The 18,411-nt window shown below is 54.7% G+C and carries 11 protein-coding genes; 9 read left to right on the forward strand and 2 right to left on the reverse strand.

Annotation, left to right across the window (positions count from 1 at the left end; genetic code table 11):
* Positions 1 to 103 precede the first annotated feature (103 nt).
* Entirely contained in the window at positions 104 to 805 is a 702-nt protein-coding gene (pyrF, locus tag ACF8R4_RS11020) for an orotidine-5'-phosphate decarboxylase (protein ID WP_019096946.1), read from the reverse strand.
* Positions 806 to 985: 180 nt separating this feature from the next.
* Between pyrF and ACF8R4_RS11025 the strand changes: the two genes are divergently transcribed.
* A complete protein-coding gene (locus tag ACF8R4_RS11025) occupies positions 986 to 1,153 on the forward strand; it encodes a DUF2897 family protein (protein ID WP_003252762.1) in 168 nt (55 codons plus the stop codon).
* 222 nt (positions 1,154 to 1,375) lie between these two features.
* Here the strand turns inward: ACF8R4_RS11025 and ACF8R4_RS11030 are convergent, their stop codons facing one another.
* Positions 1,376 to 1,711: a ComEA family DNA-binding protein gene (locus ACF8R4_RS11030; protein ID WP_016715053.1), complete on the reverse strand. Its 336-nt coding sequence runs from the start codon at positions 1,709 to 1,711 to the stop codon at positions 1,376 to 1,378.
* A 688-nt stretch (positions 1,712 to 2,399) separates the two neighbouring features.
* On the opposite strand from ACF8R4_RS11030, the gene wecB reads away from it, so the two are divergent.
* The 8 genes from wecB (at position 2,400) to ACF8R4_RS11070 (ending at position 18,291) form a co-directional block, all read left to right on the forward strand.
* Complete coding sequence (wecB, locus tag ACF8R4_RS11035) at positions 2,400 to 3,542, forward strand: non-hydrolyzing UDP-N-acetylglucosamine 2-epimerase (protein ID WP_019096947.1); 1,143 nt, start codon at positions 2,400 to 2,402, stop codon at positions 3,540 to 3,542.
* The gene (wecC, locus tag ACF8R4_RS11040; RefSeq protein WP_392492366.1) at positions 3,539 to 4,801 is read left to right on the forward strand and encodes a UDP-N-acetyl-D-mannosamine dehydrogenase; all 1,263 of its coding nucleotides are present in this window, start codon (positions 3,539 to 3,541) and stop codon (positions 4,799 to 4,801) included. The genes wecB and wecC overlap by 4 nt, the downstream gene beginning before the upstream one ends.
* Positions 4,802 to 4,814: 13 nt before the next feature.
* Positions 4,815 to 11,270: a glycosyltransferase gene (locus ACF8R4_RS11045; RefSeq protein WP_392492368.1), complete on the forward strand. Its 6,456-nt coding sequence runs from the start codon at positions 4,815 to 4,817 to the stop codon at positions 11,268 to 11,270.
* Between the two features lie 156 nt (positions 11,271 to 11,426).
* Positions 11,427 to 13,637 carry a heparinase II/III family protein gene (locus ACF8R4_RS11050; RefSeq protein ID WP_392492370.1) on the forward strand — a complete coding sequence of 737 codons (2,211 nt, stop codon included), beginning with the start codon at positions 11,427 to 11,429 and terminating at the stop codon, positions 13,635 to 13,637.
* Between the two features lie 16 nt (positions 13,638 to 13,653).
* Positions 13,654 to 14,040: a hypothetical protein gene (locus tag ACF8R4_RS11055; protein WP_392492372.1), complete on the forward strand. Its 387-nt coding sequence runs from the start codon at positions 13,654 to 13,656 to the stop codon at positions 14,038 to 14,040.
* 56 nt (positions 14,041 to 14,096) lie between these two features.
* Complete coding sequence (locus ACF8R4_RS11060; protein ID WP_392492374.1) at positions 14,097 to 15,848, forward strand: hypothetical protein; 1,752 nt, start codon at positions 14,097 to 14,099, stop codon at positions 15,846 to 15,848.
* Complete coding sequence (locus tag ACF8R4_RS11065) at positions 15,845 to 17,068, forward strand: glycosyltransferase family 4 protein (RefSeq protein WP_392492376.1); 1,224 nt, start codon at positions 15,845 to 15,847, stop codon at positions 17,066 to 17,068. The genes ACF8R4_RS11060 and ACF8R4_RS11065 overlap by 4 nt, the downstream gene beginning before the upstream one ends.
* The gene (locus tag ACF8R4_RS11070) at positions 17,038 to 18,291 is read left to right on the forward strand and encodes a glycosyltransferase family 4 protein (RefSeq protein WP_392492378.1); all 1,254 of its coding nucleotides are present in this window, start codon (positions 17,038 to 17,040) and stop codon (positions 18,289 to 18,291) included. Before ACF8R4_RS11065 ends, ACF8R4_RS11070 begins: the two co-directional genes overlap by 31 nt.
* Positions 18,292 to 18,411 lie beyond the last annotated feature (120 nt).

The following is an 18,411-nucleotide window of genomic DNA, read 5'->3' on the forward strand; positions in this document are numbered from 1 at the left end:
TTTCCTGGCCATCACGACCAGCGGGTTGCACTTGGCCGCCAGGCCTGAACACACAAAAAAAAGGCCAGCACCTGCGTGCTGGCCTTTTTTGAACGCGGGCTACTTACCCACGAATCTCCGCCACCACCGCCGCCAGCGCCTGCGCAGGGTCCGCAGCCTGGCTGATCGGCCGGCCAATCACCAGGTAATCCGAACCTGCATCCAGCGCCTGGCGCGGGGTGAGAATACGGCGCTGGTCATCCTGCGCACTGCCCGCCGGGCGAATGCCTGGGGTCACAAGCTGCAGCGACGGGTGCGCCGCCTTCAGCGCCGGGGCCTCCAGCGCCGAACACACCAAACCGTCCATGCCCGCCTTCTGCGCCAGCGCAGCCAGGCGCAGCACCTGCTCTTGCGGGTCGATATCCAGGCCGATACCGGCCAGGTCTTCACGCTCCATGCTGGTCAGCACGGTCACGCCAATCAGCAACGGCTGCGGACCGCTGCGCTTGGCCAGTTCTTCACGGCAGGCGGCCATCATGCGCAGGCCACCGGAGCAATGCACGTTCACCATCCACACCCCCATCTCGGCGGCTGCCTTGACCGCCATGGCGGTGGTGTTGGGAATGTCGTGGAACTTGAGGTCAAGGAACACTTCGAAGCCTTTGTCGCACAGGGTTTCGACAATGCCCGAAGCGCTGCTGGTGAACAGCTCCTTGCCAACCTTCACCCGGCACAGCGCAGGGTCAAGCTGGTCAGCCAGCTTCAGGGCGGCCTCACGGGTAGGGAAATCCAGGGCGACGATCAGGGGCGTCTGGCAGGCGGACATGGGCAGGGTCTCTTGGCAAGTCGAAAACGGCGCGCATTGTAAACGAAGTGACGCGGGCTTTGGGACCCACGGGTCACGGAATTGGCCCGACGGCGGCTGGCTCCTATAATTGAACCAACGGAACGGGCTACTGCTCAAATTTCGTACAAGCAATGCTCCCCCCGTTTAAGGAGAACGACAATGCCCTGGTATGCCTGGCTGATCCTCATCATAGCCCTCGGCTCCATCGTCGGTGGGCTGATGATGCTGCGCGACACGGCAAAAAAACTGCCCCTGACCGAAGAACAATTGCGCAAGGTACATGAGCGCAATGCCGAAGCGGATGCAAAGGATGCGCAGGACCGTTAAAAGGTTAAAGCAACGGGTTAAAAACCAAGATGACAGGCAATTTTTTGACGCCCACAAAACCAATGGCTAAGCCATTGTTTTATTGAATTTTTATAACTATTGACCCTGCCCCTCAACCTATAAAGCCGCCCCCACATAAATCACCCATTCAACAATGAACGTGGTGACTGCAGAAGCGGCCTTGAGCCGCGATGGGCTGCAAAGCAGCCCTTGTCGTCCCCGTTACTCCACCATCACCTTATCCCGGTTGCGCTCCAGCAACGCATTCCCGATCCCCTTTATCTCCAGCAGCTCATCCACCGAAGCGAACGGCCCATTGGCCTCACGGTAGGCCACGATGGCCTCGGCCTTGGCCTTCCCGATGCCGTTCAGCTCCTTCTGCAAGGTCAGTGCATCAGCCTTGTTCAGGTCCAGCCGTGGCGCCTCCTGCGCCTGCATCTGGGCCACAACCGGCACCGGCTCCGGCACCGCCGTGGCACTGGCAGGTGCCGCGCTAAGGGAGAACGACAGGCTGGCGAACAGCGGCAGCAGCAGGTACGACAGAACGTTGTTACGCATGAGTGAACACTCCTTGGGTTGGTCATTTTCCAGCAGCCGTTTTCCTTCGACTGCGCAATCAACCCTAGCGGTTCTGCCATTTTGCAAACAGGCACTTGGCCTGGTTAATCGTTACCGAATCAAACATTAAAAAAACCAACTTCGACCACCCAAAAATGATGGCGTTCAGCCATATTTCGAGTTAACTTCATGAAAAAAAAGCGATGGCAAATCGCCGCTAGGTAAATTCCCGTTTAACCTGGCTTTCATTCAGACCAAAAGCTGTTGTTTTTCCTACAAGCCTTGCCGGACAAGGCCCCCACCCGTTCGTCGCATACGATAGTTATATTGACTTCGTTGGCATGATGTCTGTATGGCATCAAACAATCGTTTTATCCGATATATATAACCAGCATCGGATCCAATCTCTAGATACTTATGGGAAAATTCCCTCGCTCAAGGGAAAAAAACGTGCCAGACGGGATGCCATAGTGATGACAAAATGATAAATTCGCGGCCATAGGACAACCGCTTCGCTTGAAGGATCCGAGCAGAATGAATTTTTTTTCACCTCTCCCCCACTGGCCCTGCCCGATTTCTGTCGTGCCGCGCCAGCCAGGCCACCCTCGGCCGACCTTAGCAACACCCGGATCCTCGCGTTTAGCAGTCGTTCCAACCGCCTTCACTCAATACACAGAAGACCGTCGCCGTGTCCCTCAAGACCCTCATCGTATTTGGCACCCGCCCAGAAGCCATCAAAATGGCACCACTGGCCCTCAACCTTGCCCAGGACGACCGTTTCGAGTCGCGCGTCTGCGTAACCGGCCAGCATCGTCAGATGCTTGACCAAGTACTGGAGCTGTTCGAGATCACGCCCGACTACGACTTGAACATCATGAAGCCAGGCCAGGACCTGACCGACGTGACCACTGCCATCCTGCAGGGCCTGAAGCCTGTACTGGCCGAGTTCAAGCCCGACGTGGTGCTTGTGCACGGCGACACCGCGACAACGCTGGCCACCAGCCTGGCCGCCTACTACCAGCAGATTCCGATCGCCCACGTGGAAGCAGGCCTGCGCACCGGCAACCTGTACTCGCCATGGCCGGAAGAAGGCAACCGCCGCCTGACCGGCGCCCTGGCCGCCCTGCACTTCGCGCCAACCTCCACCTCGCAGGACAACCTGCTGCGTGAAGGCACTGACGCCGCGACCATCTACACCACCGGCAACACGGTGATCGACGCGCTGCTGGAAGTCGTCCGCAAGCTGGAAAGCCCGGCCCTGAAAAACCAGTTCGAAGCCCAGTTCAGCTTCCTGAACCCTGAACGCCGCATGGTGCTGGTCACGGGCCACCGCCGCGAAAACTTTGGTGGCGGCTTCGAGCGCATCTGCCAGGCGCTGGTAGACACCGCGCGTCAATTCCCTGACGTGGATATCGTCTACCCGGTGCACCTCAACCCGAACGTGCGCGAACCGGTGAACCGCCTGCTGGCCGACGTCAACAACATCCACCTGATCGAACCGCTGGACTACCTGCCGTTCGTGTACCTGATGACCCGCTCGTACCTGATCCTCACCGACTCCGGCGGCATCCAGGAAGAAGCCCCTGCCCTGGGCAAGCCGGTACTGGTCATGCGTGACACCACCGAGCGCCCGGAAGCCGTGGCTGCCGGCACCGTCAAGCTGGTGGGTACCGATGTGGAATCGATCACCGAGAACCTGGCAAAACTGCTCACCGACGATGCGACCTACCGCGAGATGAGCTTCGCCCACAACCCCTACGGCGATGGAAAAGCGTGCGCGCGAATCCTCGACGCACTTTCCGCATTCTCTAACTCCAAGGACGCAGCATGAGCTTCAACAAAATTTCCGTCGTAGGCCTGGGCTACATCGGCCTGCCAACCGCCGCCGTTTTCGCCGCCCGCAAGAAGCAGGTGATCGGTATCGATGTGAACCAACACGCGGTCGACACCATCAACCGTGGCGAAATCCACATCGTCGAGCCTGAGCTGGACATGGTGGTTCACGCTGCCGTAACCGAAGGCTACCTGCGCGCCTCCACCGTGCCAGAAGCTGCCGACGCCTTCCTGATCGCCGTGCCGACCCCGTTCATGGATGACCACCAGCCGGACCTGAGCTACATCGAGTCCGCCAGCAAGGCCATCGCGCCCGTGCTGAAAAAAGGCGACCTGGTCATCCTGGAGTCTACCTCCCCGGTCGGCGCCACCGAGCAGATGGCCTTCTGGCTGGCACAAGCCCGCCCGGACCTGAGCTTCCCGCAAACCCACGGTGAAGACTCCGACATCCGCATTGCCCACTGCCCTGAGCGCGTACTGCCAGGCCACGTGCTGCGCGAGCTGGTAGAAAACGACCGCATCATCGGCGGCATGACCAAGAAGTGCTCGGAAGCGGCTGTACGCCTGTACCGTACCTTCGTTGAAGGCGAGTGCATCGTCACCAATGCCCGCACTGCCGAAATGTGCAAGCTGACCGAAAACAGCTTCCGTGACGTGAACATTGCCTTCGCCAACGAGCTGTCGATCATCTGCGACAAGCTGGACATCGACGTGTGGGAGCTGATTCGCCTGGCCAACCACCACCCACGCGTCAACATTCTGCAGCCTGGCCCGGGTGTTGGCGGCCACTGCATCGCGGTAGACCCATGGTTCATCGTCAGCCAGACCCCAGAGCAGGCTCGCCTGATCCGCACTGCCCGTGTGGTCAACGACAGCAAACCTGAGTGGGTGATCGACAAGGTCAAGATGGCCCTGGCCAACTTCCTGATCAAAAACCCGGGCAAGTCGGCCCAGCAAGTGAAAATCGCTTGCTACGGCTTGGCCTTCAAGGCCGACATCGACGACCTGCGCGAAAGCCCGGCCCTGAGCATCGCAGAACGCCTGGGCAACGAGCTGGAAGCCACCCTGCAACTGGTCGAGCCGAACATCGAAGCCCTGCCGCAGCGCCTGGCGCGCCACGAGCATGTGGAATTCGACTTTGCCCAGGACAGTGCCGACATCCACGTGCTGCTGGTGAAGCACCGCGAATTCCGCGGCACCTTCAACGTACGCGACGCGGCCTTTGTGATCGACGCCGCTGGCGTTACCCAGGCCTGATGGACCCAACCGCATGAACAACTCCACGCTTGAGAAACCTACCGTGAACACTGAGCTGCCTTCACCTTTGGCCGATATTCATGACCGCGTGATGGAAGCCTATTACGGCAAGCTGGGGGATCAGTTCATGCGCGAGACGCAGTCCCGCATCCACTGGATCTGCGCCCAGGTCAAAGGGCGCCGGATCCTGGATGTAGGCTGCTCGCAGGGCATCGTGCCCCTGCTGCTGGCACGTGAGGGTTGCCAGGTAACCGGTGTGGACACCAGCCCGCAAGCCATCGAAGAGGCCAAGGGTTACCTGTCTGCGGAACCTGCCCACATCCAGCAAAACGTCACGTATATCAATTCAGACTTCCTCGCGCTGGATACGCTCGAGGTTGAACCGGACACCGTTGTCATCAGCGAAGTGCTCGAACACCTGGTACGTCCGGAGCTGTTCGTCGAAAAGGCCTACGACCTGCTCAAGCAGGGTGGCCGGGTGGTGATCACCGTACCGTTCGGGGTCAATGACTTCATTGACCACAAGCACACGTTCTACCTGATGGAACCGTTCCGGCTGCTGGCCGAGCATTTGCAGATCATCGAAGTGAAGATGCTGGGCAAGTGGCTGGGGATTGTGGCCGTCAAGAACGAAGCGCATAAGCCGGGGACCATCGACTCGCTTACTGTTGATCGAGTACGCGAGCTCGAAAAGGCATTTGAGTCTATTGAGCGCACACTGCGCGGAAACCTCGGCGACATCGGCAAGCGTCTGGAAGAGGCAAACAAGAAGTACCGCAGCGCCACTGAGCAGATTGCTCAACTGAGGCCTGAAGCGCAGAAAGCTGAAGCGCTCGCCAAGCAACTGCAAACGCGTGACACGGATATTGCGACGTTGCAGCAGGCCAACCGCGAAATTCTCGATGCCAAGGCAAAGCGGGTGCAAGAACTTGAGGAGATCAAGGAGCGCCTGGACGACGCCAACAGAAAGTATCGTCTGGCCACTGAACAGCTCTCCCTGCTGAAGCCTGAAGCTCAGAAGGTCGAGGCTCTGACTCGCCAGCTTCAAGATCGCGACGCGCATATCGTCTCTCTAGAGCAAACGAACCAGGAAGCTCTCGAAGCCAGCGCCCGTAGCATCCAGGAACTGAACGCAGAGCTGGATTCGCTCAAGTTCCAACTGGGTGAGGCCAATGAAAAATGCCTCGCGACTGCAGAACAGTATGCCCAGCTGCAACAACAGATCGCAGTGCTTGAAGAAGCTCAGGGACAACGGGATCAAGAACTGGACTCGCTGCAGCAGTCACTGCTTTCTCTGGAAGAGCAATTGTTGGCCACAGACCAGCAACGGGCGGCCGCAGAAGCGCTGGCAGCCAACGAGTCGACAAAGATTGAAGCATTGCAGGCTCAACACGACGCACTGGAAAGCCAGCTTCTGCAGGTGACCGAGCTTCAAGCCAAAGGCCAGGCTGACAATGCGGCACTGAACGAAACCGTATCGAGCCTTCAAAAGCAGCGTAACGAGCTGGAAAGCCAGCTTGAAGTGCTATCTGAACAGCTTGTCCAGGCTCAGCAGCTCAACGATGGTCACATAGAAACCATTACGATGCTCCGAGCGCAGCAGGCTGCCTTGCAAGCCAAACTGGAAAATCAGCGACAAGCTGCAGATGAACTGCAGTCGCAGGCCGAACAGACCAATGCAGGCCATGTAGACACCATCACTGCTCTGCGCGCGCAGCAGGCCGCGCTGCAGGCTGCCCTCGAAAACCAGCAGCAGGCTTTAGCCAGTACCCAGGCCAAAGCAGATGAGTCGAATGCAGCACATGAGAGCACTATTGCAGCCCTGCAGGCACAACAAGTAGAGCTGCAAGCCGAATTAGAACGTCGAGCTGAACTGCAGACTCACGCTGAACAGACGAACACCGGCCATATAGAAACAATCACTGCCCTGCGCGCGCACCAAGCAGCTTTGGAAGCTGAACTGGAAGGCCAGGCACAGGCAATGACTGAACTGCGCGAACAAGCCGGGCTAGCCGATACAGCCCGCCTGGAAACCATTTCGTCACTGCAATCCCGTGTCGAAGAACTGGATGCGTTGATAGGCACCGCTGTCGAGTCAAGAGACAAGACGCTCGAAGCCAACACGGATCACATCAATACCATTGCAAGCTTACGCGAACTCCAAACGGCGATGGAGACCGCGCTAGAGAATCAGAAACAGGCATTGAGCATCCTGCAAACCGAGAGCAGCCAGGATATTGCCGAGAAAGACGAATGCATCGCCACGCTACGCAAGCGCCAAGCGGAACTGGAAGCCGAACTTGAAAGCGAGTTGGAGTATATGAACGAATTGCAGGCCCAAACCCAGCGGGCCGACGCTGCGCAGGCCGAAACTATTGCCCTGTTGAAAGCACGTCAAGCTGAACTGGAAGCCGATCTGGGTAATCAGCGCCAAGCGATGAAGCAGGCTTATGCGGCCCAGGCGGAAACAGTAACTGCTCTGCAAAACCGCCAGACTGAACTGGAAAGTCAGTTGCTGGAAATGAGCGAAACACAAGCACGTAGCGAGCGCGAGCATGCTGCCCAGGCGAATACCATCAATACACTGGTGGAACTGCGCAATGGCTTTGAAGAGCAAGTGCATGCACTGACCCAGGCCAACGCGCAGGCCCAGGAAGCGCAGGCTGAACAAGCTGAAACGATCGCCTCGCTGACTCAGGCCAAGGACGCACTGGTCGAACAGTTGATGCTCGAAACCGCCAGCCGTCAGGCAGCTGAAGCGAGCTTGGCAGCCACCAATGAGCAGTGGCAAGGCCTGCGCATGCAACTGGAGAACGAGCTCAACTCCTCGAAAGCAGGCCTGGGCGCGGCCAACTTGAAGTACCGCACTGTCAGCACAGAGCAGATTCCTCAACTGAAAGCCAATCTCAACCAGTTGTTGGAGCGTAGCGCCGCGCAGCAGCGCAAGATCGACGAGCTCAATGCCAATCTGGAGCGAGCCAATACGCAGCGCCATCTTGCAGAGCAACGCCTGATCAAAACCCGCACCAGCATGACCTACCAGTTGGGCTATCAGATCAAGAACAGCGCCAACTCACTGGGCGGGCTGGTCAGACTGCCTGTGCGGCTGCTGCGCCTGTACCGCAAGGCCAACCAGCAACGCCAGCAGAATGAACAGAAACGCATCGCGAACGAGCCAATGAAGGCCCTTCTGCCCCCTGCGCCGGTCATTCAGGATGAGAACTACCTGAAATTGCCTGAAGCCCTGCCGACCAGCGAGCAGAGCCGCTCTATCCTGCTGCGCCAAGCCGACCAACCCGCAAGCCGCCTGAAAGTGGCATGTGTAATGGATGAGTTCACCTTCGGCTCCTACCGCTACGAATGTGATCTGATGCAGCTCACACCTGCCAACTGGAAAGCGGAGTTGGAAGGTTTCCGCCCTGAGCTGCTGTTCATCGAGTCAGCCTGGCGTGGCAAGGATGAGCTGTGGGGGAGCAAAGTTGGCCACAACAGCCAGGAGCTGCAGGACATCCTGAACTGGTGCCGCCAGAACAAAGTGCCAACCGTATTCTGGAACAAGGAAGACCCGGTTCACTTCGAAACCTTCCTGACCACCGCCAAGCAGTTCGACCACGTGTTCACCACTGACATCGACTGCATTCACCGCTATAAAGGTGCGCTCGGTCACGACCGTGTTTACCTGCTGCCGTTCGCTTGCCAGCCAGCGCTGCACAACCCGATCGAGCTGTACGAACGCAAAGACGCATTCTGCTTCGCCGGCGCCTACTACGCCCGCTACCCAGAGCGTACCCGCGACCTGGGCAACTTCGTAAGCGAGCTGCCGAAGTTCCGCCCGCTGGAAATTTTCGACCGCAACTTCGGCAAAAACGACGCTAACTACCAGTTCCCCGAGGAATACCAGCCGTACATCGTCGGCACCCTGCCCTTCGAAAAAATTGACACGGCTTACAAAGGCTATCGCTACGCGATCAACCTGAACTCGATCAAGCAGTCGCAATCGATGTTCGCACGTCGAGTGTTCGAGCTGCTGGGCTGCAATACCATCACCGTCAGCAACTTCTCGCGCGGCGTGCGCCTGCTGTTCGGTGACTTGGTAGTCACCACCGATAACGGCGAAGAAATGCTGCGCCGCCTGCAGCTGCTGGCCGAAGACCCACTCAACAGTGACAAGTTGAAGCTCGCCGCCCTGCGTAAAGTGATGCAAGAGCACACCTACACCCAGCGCCTGGAATACGTGCTCAGCAAAGTCACTGGCACCGTGAAGGCTCAGCGCCTGCCGGAAATCGTGGTCGTTGGCGAAGCACAAGATCGTCAGCAGTTCGACATGCTGCGTGCCCACCTGAACCGTCAGACCTACAGCCAAGTGCGCATGGTCATCATCACCGATGCTTACCAGAGCAGCATCGTGAGCGACGACCCACGCATTCTGGTGCTCAAGCCTGCCCAGCTGAAGAAAACCAGCCTTGGCGAGCTGGTCGGCAATACACCTTGGGTTGCCGGCTTTGTACCGGGAGACTACTACGGCCCTAATTACCTGCTGGACCTTGCGCTGGCTACCCGCTACAGCCAGGCGCAGGTCGTTGGTAAAGCAGCCCACTTCACCTGCAATGGGCAAAATGCGCAGCTGCAATCGAATGGGATGGCGTACCGCCCAGCTCAATCGTTGAGCGCACGTCGCTCGCTTGTGGCCACCGAGATCGTTGCCAACCAGCCACTGCGCAGCTGGTTGAAGAGCTTACCTTCGCTGCAATACACCCACGAGCAAGGCTTGGCGATCGACCCGTTCAACTACTGCGAAAACGGGGCAGCACAGCAGGAGGCTATCAGCGCCAAGGTGGACGACCTGGAGCTGAACCTTGGCATGACCATTGACCAGCTCCAAGCTCGCGCACAGGCCATCGCCCCCTTGGAAGACAAGCATGACTCTCCGGAGATCAGCGGTCGCGAGCTGGCTGAGATGTTCGGTGCCAAGCACAGCAAGTTCCTCAACCTGTCGGTCGACGTAGATAACTGGCGTGTCAGCTCTACGCTGGCAGACGGCAAGCATGAATATGTGTATGCCCTCAAAGAGGTCAGCCTGGACCAACTGAATCTCGATGACCGCCAGCTCAAGCTGTACCTCGACTGCACGCCCGGCCTGAATCTGCAATTGGTGGTGCTGTTCCTCGATGCTGAAAAGCAGCGGATCAGCCATGTGATGCAGCATGCCAACCGCAACCAAACCTCCGAGGTACCACCGGAGGCCGCCTTCGTGCGCTTTGGTCTGCGGGCCTACGCGGCTGGCAGTAGCGAGATCAAGGCACTGGTGCTTGGCCACCGCGACCTGCAACCTTCGGAGATGCTGGGCCGCTCGAAACACCTGGTCGTTACCAACCACTACCCGGCTTATGCTGACCTGTATCGCAACGGCTTTGTACACAGCCGAGTGATGGCTTATCAGGAACAGAACCTGAACGTAGACATCTTCCGCCTGCGCAAGAACGAGGCTGTCAGCTATCACGAGTTCCAGAACGTAGACGTGGTAACCGGTTGCCAGTCCACCCTGACCAAGATGCTCGAAAGTGGTCAGTACAAGAGCGTACTGGTTCACTTCCTGGACCCGGAAATGTGGGAAGTGCTGAAGCGCTTCACGCACATGGTCAAAGTAGTGGTTTGGGTACACGGTGCAGAAGTACAGCCTTGGTGGCGTCGCGAGTACAACTACTCGGATGAGAGCCAGTTGGCGGTGGCGAAAGTCGAAAGCGAAAAACGCATGGCGTTCTGGCGCGAGACGCTGAGCAACATGCCAGCCAATCTGAAGCTCGTCTTCGTATCCCGGTACTTCGCCGAAGAAGTGATGGAGGACGTGGGCTTCCGCATTCCGGAAGACCGCTACGAGATCATCCATAACCCGATTGATACGGAAACCTTCTCGTACCAGCAAAAGCCGGAACAACAGCGCATGAAGCTGCTGTCCATCCGGCCCTATGCATCGGCCAAATACGCTAACGACCTGAGTGTTCGGGCGATTGAGTTGCTGGCGGAGAAACCGTACTTCAAGGACCTTGAGTTCCGCATGATCGGTGATGGCGTGCTGTTCGAAGACACCCTCGCCCCACTGCGCAAATACAGCAACGTGACAATTGAGCGTGGCTTCCTCAAGCATCAAGAGATTGCTGCACTGCACAAACAGTACGGCCTGTTCCTCTGCCCTACACGCATGGACGCCCAAGGCGTATCTCGTGACGAGGCGATGGCTTCCGGCCTGATCGCTGTGACAAACGCTGTTACAGCGATCCCGGAGTTTGTAGATGACGAGTGTGGGATTCTTGCCGCCGGCGATGACGCCCAAGGAATGGCTGACGGAATCGCGCGAGTGATCGAGTCACCGGAACTGTTCAGCAAGATGTCCGCTGCTGCGCGTGTACGTGTTGAAAAACAGACCGCCAAGCATTCAATCATTACCCGTGAAATCGAGCTGATTCGATAAGGATGACCCTGCAGCCAAATGAACGGCTGGCACCTCTGACCGCGCGGCAGCACGCCTGCCGCTGCGGATCATTGATCATCTTTCGGCAGCTTTTTTGAGCGCTTTCAGCGCCGTTGGGGCTGAGCTTTTTTCACTTTTTAGAATATTTACGAAGACATGCTCAAGATAATCCGCGATCGCTTCTTCAACGAAGACGAAATCGAGGCCACGCCGGTACCCATGGTTGACAAGCCGGCGTTGGACTTTCTCTCAGACCGGGACATTCTCGACTACAGGTCGTTCTGCAACCACGGCAGCGAAGCCGATGAGCCACTGACCCTTCAGGGCTTCAGTGGCAACGCGCGTGCTGCAATGGAAAATGACAACCCGGTATTTACCTTCAGCGGTAATGCCAGCGTCTACCAGGTTCGCTTCAAGCTGCCACGTTCTTTCCATGGCAACGGACTGCACCTGCGCTTCCGCCTTTCGGACTGGGAAAAACTGAACTACATCGGGGTTGGTTACACGGTCGAAGGTAGCTATCGCCACGTAAAGATCGTCAATGCGGCACGTGGGCAGTGGGTTGACTTCACCATCGGCCACAATGACCTGGCATTCGGTATTCAGAATAACTGGGAAACTCCAGCGGCCTGCGAGCTGGAAGAAATCAAGCTGTACTTCAAAGGGCAACCCAAGGCAGAAGGGTCCACGCTGGAGATCGAACGGCTGACCTGCTGGCATGAAAACGAAGCACCCACTGGTTGGCTGACAGAAGACTTTGCCAAAGAGCCGCTCTCCGAAGCGCTCTGCGACTCCCTGTATGCCTACATGGAGAAGTGCTTCAAGGATGTGCCGACCCAGGCCAATGACTATCTGCAAAAAGGTGTCTGCCCGCTCTACGGGAACATCGGCCTGGCGTGGGACTGGCAACAGACGCTGCCCGATGAGCTGGACGCTGTTGGCACCTATCGCTTCTCGTGGCACTCGCTGCATCCCGCGATCATTCTGATGCTGCACGCACGGCAGGAAGGCAGCGTAGCGCCGCTGTTCCCGGCGCGGGAGTTCATCAGTAACTGGCTGGAACGCAGCTACTTCAATGCCGACGAAGACCGCAAGTTCGCCTGGTATGACCACGGTACCGCCGAGCGTCTGCTGGCGTTCCTGATGATCTGGGATATCGGTGTGCGGCAGCAGTTCGAACAGCGCTTCATGGTGCGCCTGCGTTCGGCCATCTTCAAGCACGCCCAGTTGCTGGCATCGGAGATGTTCTACGCCTCCCACCAAGCCTCACGTTACCACAACCATGCATGGTTCCAGGATATGGCTTTGCTGGCGACCAGCCTGGCCATGCCAGACTTCCCGTGCTCCGAGCGTTGGCAAGCGCTGGCATTGTCACGGCTGACCGACCAGCTTGATACCTTGATTGTTCGCGACAACGGCTATGCCGTGTTCGTTGAAAACTCCATTGGCTATCATCAGGGTGTACAGCGCCTGATCGCTTTCGCCGGTGAACTGGCCCAGCAGAGTTCGCACATCACGACCATTCCGACGGTTGCTGAAGAACTGCTAAAGTTCTCGGACTTCCTGCGCTACCCGGACAACCGCTCTCCAGCCCAAGGCGACACCTTCCGCCGCGCCAACCCAGACCTGGATACGGTACGCAACAACAAGAACTACCCGACACCGTCGGCAACGATCCTGCCGACGGCCGGCTACGCCATCATCAAGGGTAATCACGCGCAAACTGCGTACATGCTGACCATGTTTGCAACGTCGCTGTGCAAAACCCACAAGCACCAGGACAACTTGTCCTTCACGTTGTTCATGGACGGTATCGAGTGGCTCATCGACCCGAGCTTCTACTCGCACGAGTATCTCAAACCTGTCCAGAACTTCCTGAGGGGGGCCTACTCGCACAACAACCCGGTTATCGCCGATGTGCCTTACAGCATCGAACCTGGCCACGCCCAGTTGTCCGGGGAAGTCATTGAAAATGGCTTTAGCCTGAACGGCTCGCACGACGCGTTTGAAGACACACTCATCAAACGCGGCATCACCGGTTACCTCGACCGTCTGCAACTCGAGATCAGCGATGAGATCCATGCAACGCTGAAAGACAAGCCTATGTTCAGCCTGTTCCACTGCGGCGACGGCACCCAGGTAACCAAGACCGAAGAGGGCGTAGAAATTCGTCACCCTGCGTCCCGCTATCGAATCACCATCGCTTCGAACTTCCCCTGCACGATCGTCACAGGCTGGAACGATGATCAACTTGTGAAAGGCATCAGCGGCGTTGGATTCATGCAACAAATTGACACGTCGATGGTTGCATTTGAAATGAAGAACGCTACAAAAGCGCAATTCATCATTACTGCTCACCACAACTGAAAATTACGGATTAAATATGAAAAAGATTGCCCTGTACTCGATTCTTGCCCTCTTCCTGACTGCTTGCGATAAGCCTAATGTAGCTAAAGTAGACCTCAAAGAAGGTAAACAAGTCACCTTCAACAACATCACAACCACTAAAAGCTATACCGCCACCAAGAATGATCAAGACCGTCAGCTGTACTTTTTCGAAACTTCGACAGATCTGAACACTACTTACCAGGATTTCAACAAGACCTTCGAAACAAATGGCTACCAGCCAAATGTCAGAACTCAAAATGAATCCTTGATTCAAGTTTATTACAAGAAGCCAAACGCAGCACTGATCGTCGCCAACTTCAAGAAAATTCAACCCAAAGAAGGCACTGCCAGCCAGGCAGTAATCTCCTGGCAGTTGAATTAAGTACGAAAGCCCCGAAGATTAACTCAGGCCTTAAGCCTGAAGCAAGGCAAGTTATTATGAGCGAAATGAAAATGGTAGATTTCAACGCCGGCCGCTGGATGTACTCGGTTGCCAACAAAATAACTCGCATAATCCCGGGGCTCACTCTCACCATCATACTCTTGACACTGGCTGCGCAAATCAGCCTATTAGCGGCCTCATTTCTACCGCTGAAAGCGATCATTCTGATCGGATCGCCAAATATTCCTTCATATTTCCCAGATTACCTGAAAGAGTTCGACCGAAAAGATCTTTTTCTTTTACTGTGCAGTACTGCAGCACTTTTTTACGTACTTTATCTGCTATCCGAAGCCCTCATTAAAAAGCTGACCAAACTCGGTAGTGAACGGCTCATCCTGAACAGCCGAAAACTAATACTTTTTGACGGCCAGAATGAAGTCGCCAGCAAAGCATATTTAAGGTTTACGCGCAGCCTAGCCGCCATTGTATTCCTCAGCCTTACTATCGCGGCACTTGGGTATATCTACCTCGAACTGACCATCGCCACACTAGCTTTCTGGCTGGGCTGGGCCGCCCTTACAAAACTGAAAGTAGAAATTAAAAAAAAGAACAACACACAAAGCAACGAAGTCAATTACGAACTGCTCAATCCGCTCGGTTCAATTGGTTTCTTCGCTGCATTTTCTTACCTCGCTTACGACTTGCTTTCTGATACCCCTCCAAAATTACTGCCCGCAATTATCGGTATCCTTCTTACACGCCAGATCATGCAACGAGCAACACTGCTTATACAAGATTTGAGCTCCCTCAAAGAACAGCACCTTCAGATTTCAGCGCTGCTTTTCAAAGACCATAAATTGCCCAGCGAAGCTCGCGGCAAACCAGAGAAATTCTGGAGCCTGTTCACTGCCGATAGTGCAAAACTGTGGGTTGACGTCTTGCTAAAAGAGGCATCTGGAGCGCAATACCTGAATCATGACATCAAATGGCATCAAACAGGCATTCATGACATTTTTGCTGTTGAAGTAAGAAGCAAAACAAGCTTGGGAGATGAAGACACCTACCTTATCAAGGTCTTTAACACCAATAGAACAACACTGGCAATCAACGAAGCAACTCTTCTTATGGAGCCAAACCTGGAAGCTATTCCTTCGGCTCGCCTGATCCAGGCCACGCTCCTGGATGGCTTCCATTGCCATATTTTCTCAGTTCAATCGCTCAATAAAATTCCGCCTGTAGAAACGGGCATTCACCAAGCAGCCTCTGCAAAGATCCTGATGCGCCACGTTCCGCCGCAGAGTTTGGTACAGAAATACTCTCGTTCGCGCCCGCTGCTTTGGGACCGCCTGAGTGATACAGTTCTCAATGCACTTGGAACTGCGCTGGATGGTGGCGAGCATGCGCAAGAATTCAGAAAGTTCATAAAGCTGAAATTTGAGCTTTGTGAGACACTTCGCAGCATCCCTCTTTACATTAGCAACAGCCAGATTGGCAAAGACCAGATACTCATTTCTGAAAATGGGAAATTGAGCATAAGCTATTGGGGCAATTGGAGCTTAGAACCGATTGGTGCATCGCTGCAAGTCAAAAATCTATCAGCCATCCTGCCTCAATTGATGGCAGACCTGCAGCTTTATCGTAAAGACATCCAGCAGATCAGTGAAGAGCACCTGATGTTAGCTGCCCTTTGCTTTAACCTGGATCAGCTTTTAACTAGGCAGCACTACTTGTCTGCAGCCGAGCTACTTCCCGACATTTCGGCTCTATTAATGTCGATTGAGCACGAAAGTCTTGCGGTGACCAAATGAAACGTATAGCCATGGTTGTGTGGAACGAATTCCTTAATGACGCACGCGTACTTAAAGAAGCAGAAACACTTCAGCGTTCAGGTTATCAAGTTTGCGTTTTTGCCCTGCATACTCCGGGGGTAACAAAAGTTAAAGAGCGATTAGCTGACGGAATAGAAGTAATTCGTGTAGCGCGAAGCCCACTCTGGAAATGGCGGAAGCCAAAAACCCATAAAGCCTCTAAAAATGCGCCAAGCATCGCTAAAGGCGAAATCAGCCTAAAGCACCAGCTTCTTAGAATCATTACAAGAACTTGGACTCATCTATGCCTGATGGTTCAGATGATTCGCTATAAGGCTGATGTCGTGCATGCTCATGATGTAAATACATTACCTACTGCATGGCTAACTGCAAAACTGGGAAAATCACACCTGGTTTATGATGCACATGAAATCAGCACCAGCCGTGAGGGCTACAATAGCTTTCGCCGCCTGGTAGCTTTTGTCGAAAAAAAACTCATGCCAAAAGCCGACGGTACGATAACTACCACCGACGCCAGGGCTAAGTTTTTTTCTCGCGCATACCAAGTTAAGCGCCCAACTGTTTTACAAAACCGGCCGCGCTTTACACCGTCTTGTGCAACAGATCGCATCCGAAAAGAACTCGGCCTTACTGAACAATGGCCAATAATTTTATACCAAGGGGGATTGCAGCAAGGTCGCGGGTTGGAAAAACTTGTCCAAACCGCTGCCCTCGTTCCCAATGCATATTTTGTGCTGATCGGTGGTGGACGCCTTACACAGCCCTTGCATCAGCTGAGCAGCGCTTACGGCGTGCAGGACCGTGTCCATTTTATACCTACAGTCAGTCTTTCAGAGCTGCCAAGTTATACAGCATCAGCAGACATTGGTGTTCAGCCGATCGAAAACACCTGCTTGAATCATTACACCACTGACTCAAACAAGCTATTCGAATACTTGACGGCTGGCCTACCCGTTGTCGCAACAAATTTCCCTGAAATTCGAAAAATCGTACAGCGCAATGAAGTAGGTATTCTTGTCCCGCACAATGACCCACTGGCATTAGCCGCCGGTCTTAACGAACTGGTGTCCAATACCACTCTAAGGAACCAGCTTGCCATGAACGCCAGAGCAACCGCTTCTCGCTTAAATTGGGAAGAGCAGGAATCACGCCTGGTAGAACTTTATGATTGCGTTCTGAACGCGCAGACCAAGCAATGATCTCAAAAATTCTCTTACTGAGCTTCTACTATCCGCCGGATCTATCGGCAGGCTCTTTTAGAGCAGGGGCCTTGGTGAAAGCCTTGCGCGAAGAGCTCGGTCCTAATGTAGAAATCGAGATCATCACTACGCAACCTAATCGGTATCATTCTTTTGCTGCAAATGCGGTTAGCGTAGAACGCTCGGGAAATTTGACAATCCGCCGGATTCAAATTCCGGCTCACCGTAGCGGCATAAGAGACCAAACCTGGGCTTTCGCGTGCTTCGCACTCAACACTTTGAAACTTACTTCCGGTAACCGTTACGACTTAGTATTTTCAACTTCCTCTCGTTTAATGACTGCTTCATTGGGAGCACTGATCTCCAAACGAAGTCGCTGTGCTTTATATTTAGATATCCGAGACATCTTTGTAGACACTGTCAGTGACTTACTACCTTCTCGTTGGGGACGATTGGCAGCCTCGCTTTTTTCTCCACTAGAGCGCTGGACTATCAACAAGGCCGTGCGAGTAAACCTCATTTCCCCCGGATTCTTGCCTTATTTCGCAACTCGTTATCCAGGGAAGTCGTTCGCATTTTACACAAACGGTGTTGACGATCTATTCATAAAAAATCCTCCTGCTCAGCTAGTACCAGCGTTTCAGTCAACACAGAGCCGACTAAAGATCGTCTATGCTGGAAACATTGGCGCAGGTCAGGGACTTCATAGAATAATTCCAGAGCTAGCTCAGCGACTCGGCGATAGCGTTGAATTTCACCTTATAGGTGCAGGCAGCGCACTTTCAGCCTTAATGCGCACATTGGAAGATGGTGGCGTTAGCAACGTAAGAATATCTACCCCAATGAAAAGGGATCAGTTGTTACGTATCTACCAAGAAGCTGACGTTCTTTTCTTGCACCTGAACAACCAAAAAGCTTTTCGCCGAGTACTGCCCTCGAAACTATTCGAATATGCGGCAACCAACAAACCTATATGGGGCGGCCTCTCTGGCTACGCACATCGCTTTGCAAAAAAACGCATAAAGAACGTCGCTTTATTTTCCCCTTGCGACGCAGACGAGGCAATCACTGCGCTGAAAAAACTAAAGCTACAAAATACATCCCGCTTAGATTTTGTAGAAGAATTCTCACGCACCACAATTAAAAAACAGATGGCACAAGACATAATCAAAGCTTCAAAAAAGAAAAAAACTGCAACAGTCATAGCGCGACTAAAGACATAAGGCTTCCATATCAACATACGATCTACATATAGAAATAAATCCATAGAGCGAATTCCAGAGAACAAGTACGCAGCAATCCCTACAATTACTCCACTTGCCCAGCACAAGATTGGGGTTTGG

Source organism: Pseudomonas sp. FYR_2 (assembly GCF_043106425.1).
Lineage (GTDB): Bacteria > Pseudomonadota > Gammaproteobacteria > Pseudomonadales > Pseudomonadaceae > Aquipseudomonas > Aquipseudomonas monteilii.

Excerpts from the sequence above, each read along its gene's own strand:
- pyrF (WP_019096946.1), bottom strand. The coding sequence starts at position 805 with ATGTCCGCCTGCCAGACGCCCCTGATCGTCGCCCTGGATTTCCCTACC.
- ACF8R4_RS11025 (WP_003252762.1), top strand. The coding sequence starts at position 986 with ATGCCCTGGTATGCCTGGCTGATCCTCATCATAGCCCTCGGCTCCATC.
- ACF8R4_RS11030 (WP_016715053.1), bottom strand. The coding sequence starts at position 1,711 with ATGCGTAACAACGTTCTGTCGTACCTGCTGCTGCCGCTGTTCGCCAGC.
- wecC (WP_392492366.1), top strand. The coding sequence starts at position 3,539 with ATGAGCTTCAACAAAATTTCCGTCGTAGGCCTGGGCTACATCGGCCTG.
- ACF8R4_RS11045 (WP_392492368.1), top strand. The coding sequence starts at position 4,815 with ATGAACAACTCCACGCTTGAGAAACCTACCGTGAACACTGAGCTGCCT.
- ACF8R4_RS11050 (WP_392492370.1), top strand. The coding sequence starts at position 11,427 with ATGCTCAAGATAATCCGCGATCGCTTCTTCAACGAAGACGAAATCGAG.
- ACF8R4_RS11055 (WP_392492372.1), top strand. The coding sequence starts at position 13,654 with ATGAAAAAGATTGCCCTGTACTCGATTCTTGCCCTCTTCCTGACTGCT.
- ACF8R4_RS11060 (WP_392492374.1), top strand. The coding sequence starts at position 14,097 with ATGAGCGAAATGAAAATGGTAGATTTCAACGCCGGCCGCTGGATGTAC.
- ACF8R4_RS11065 (WP_392492376.1), top strand. The coding sequence starts at position 15,845 with ATGAAACGTATAGCCATGGTTGTGTGGAACGAATTCCTTAATGACGCA.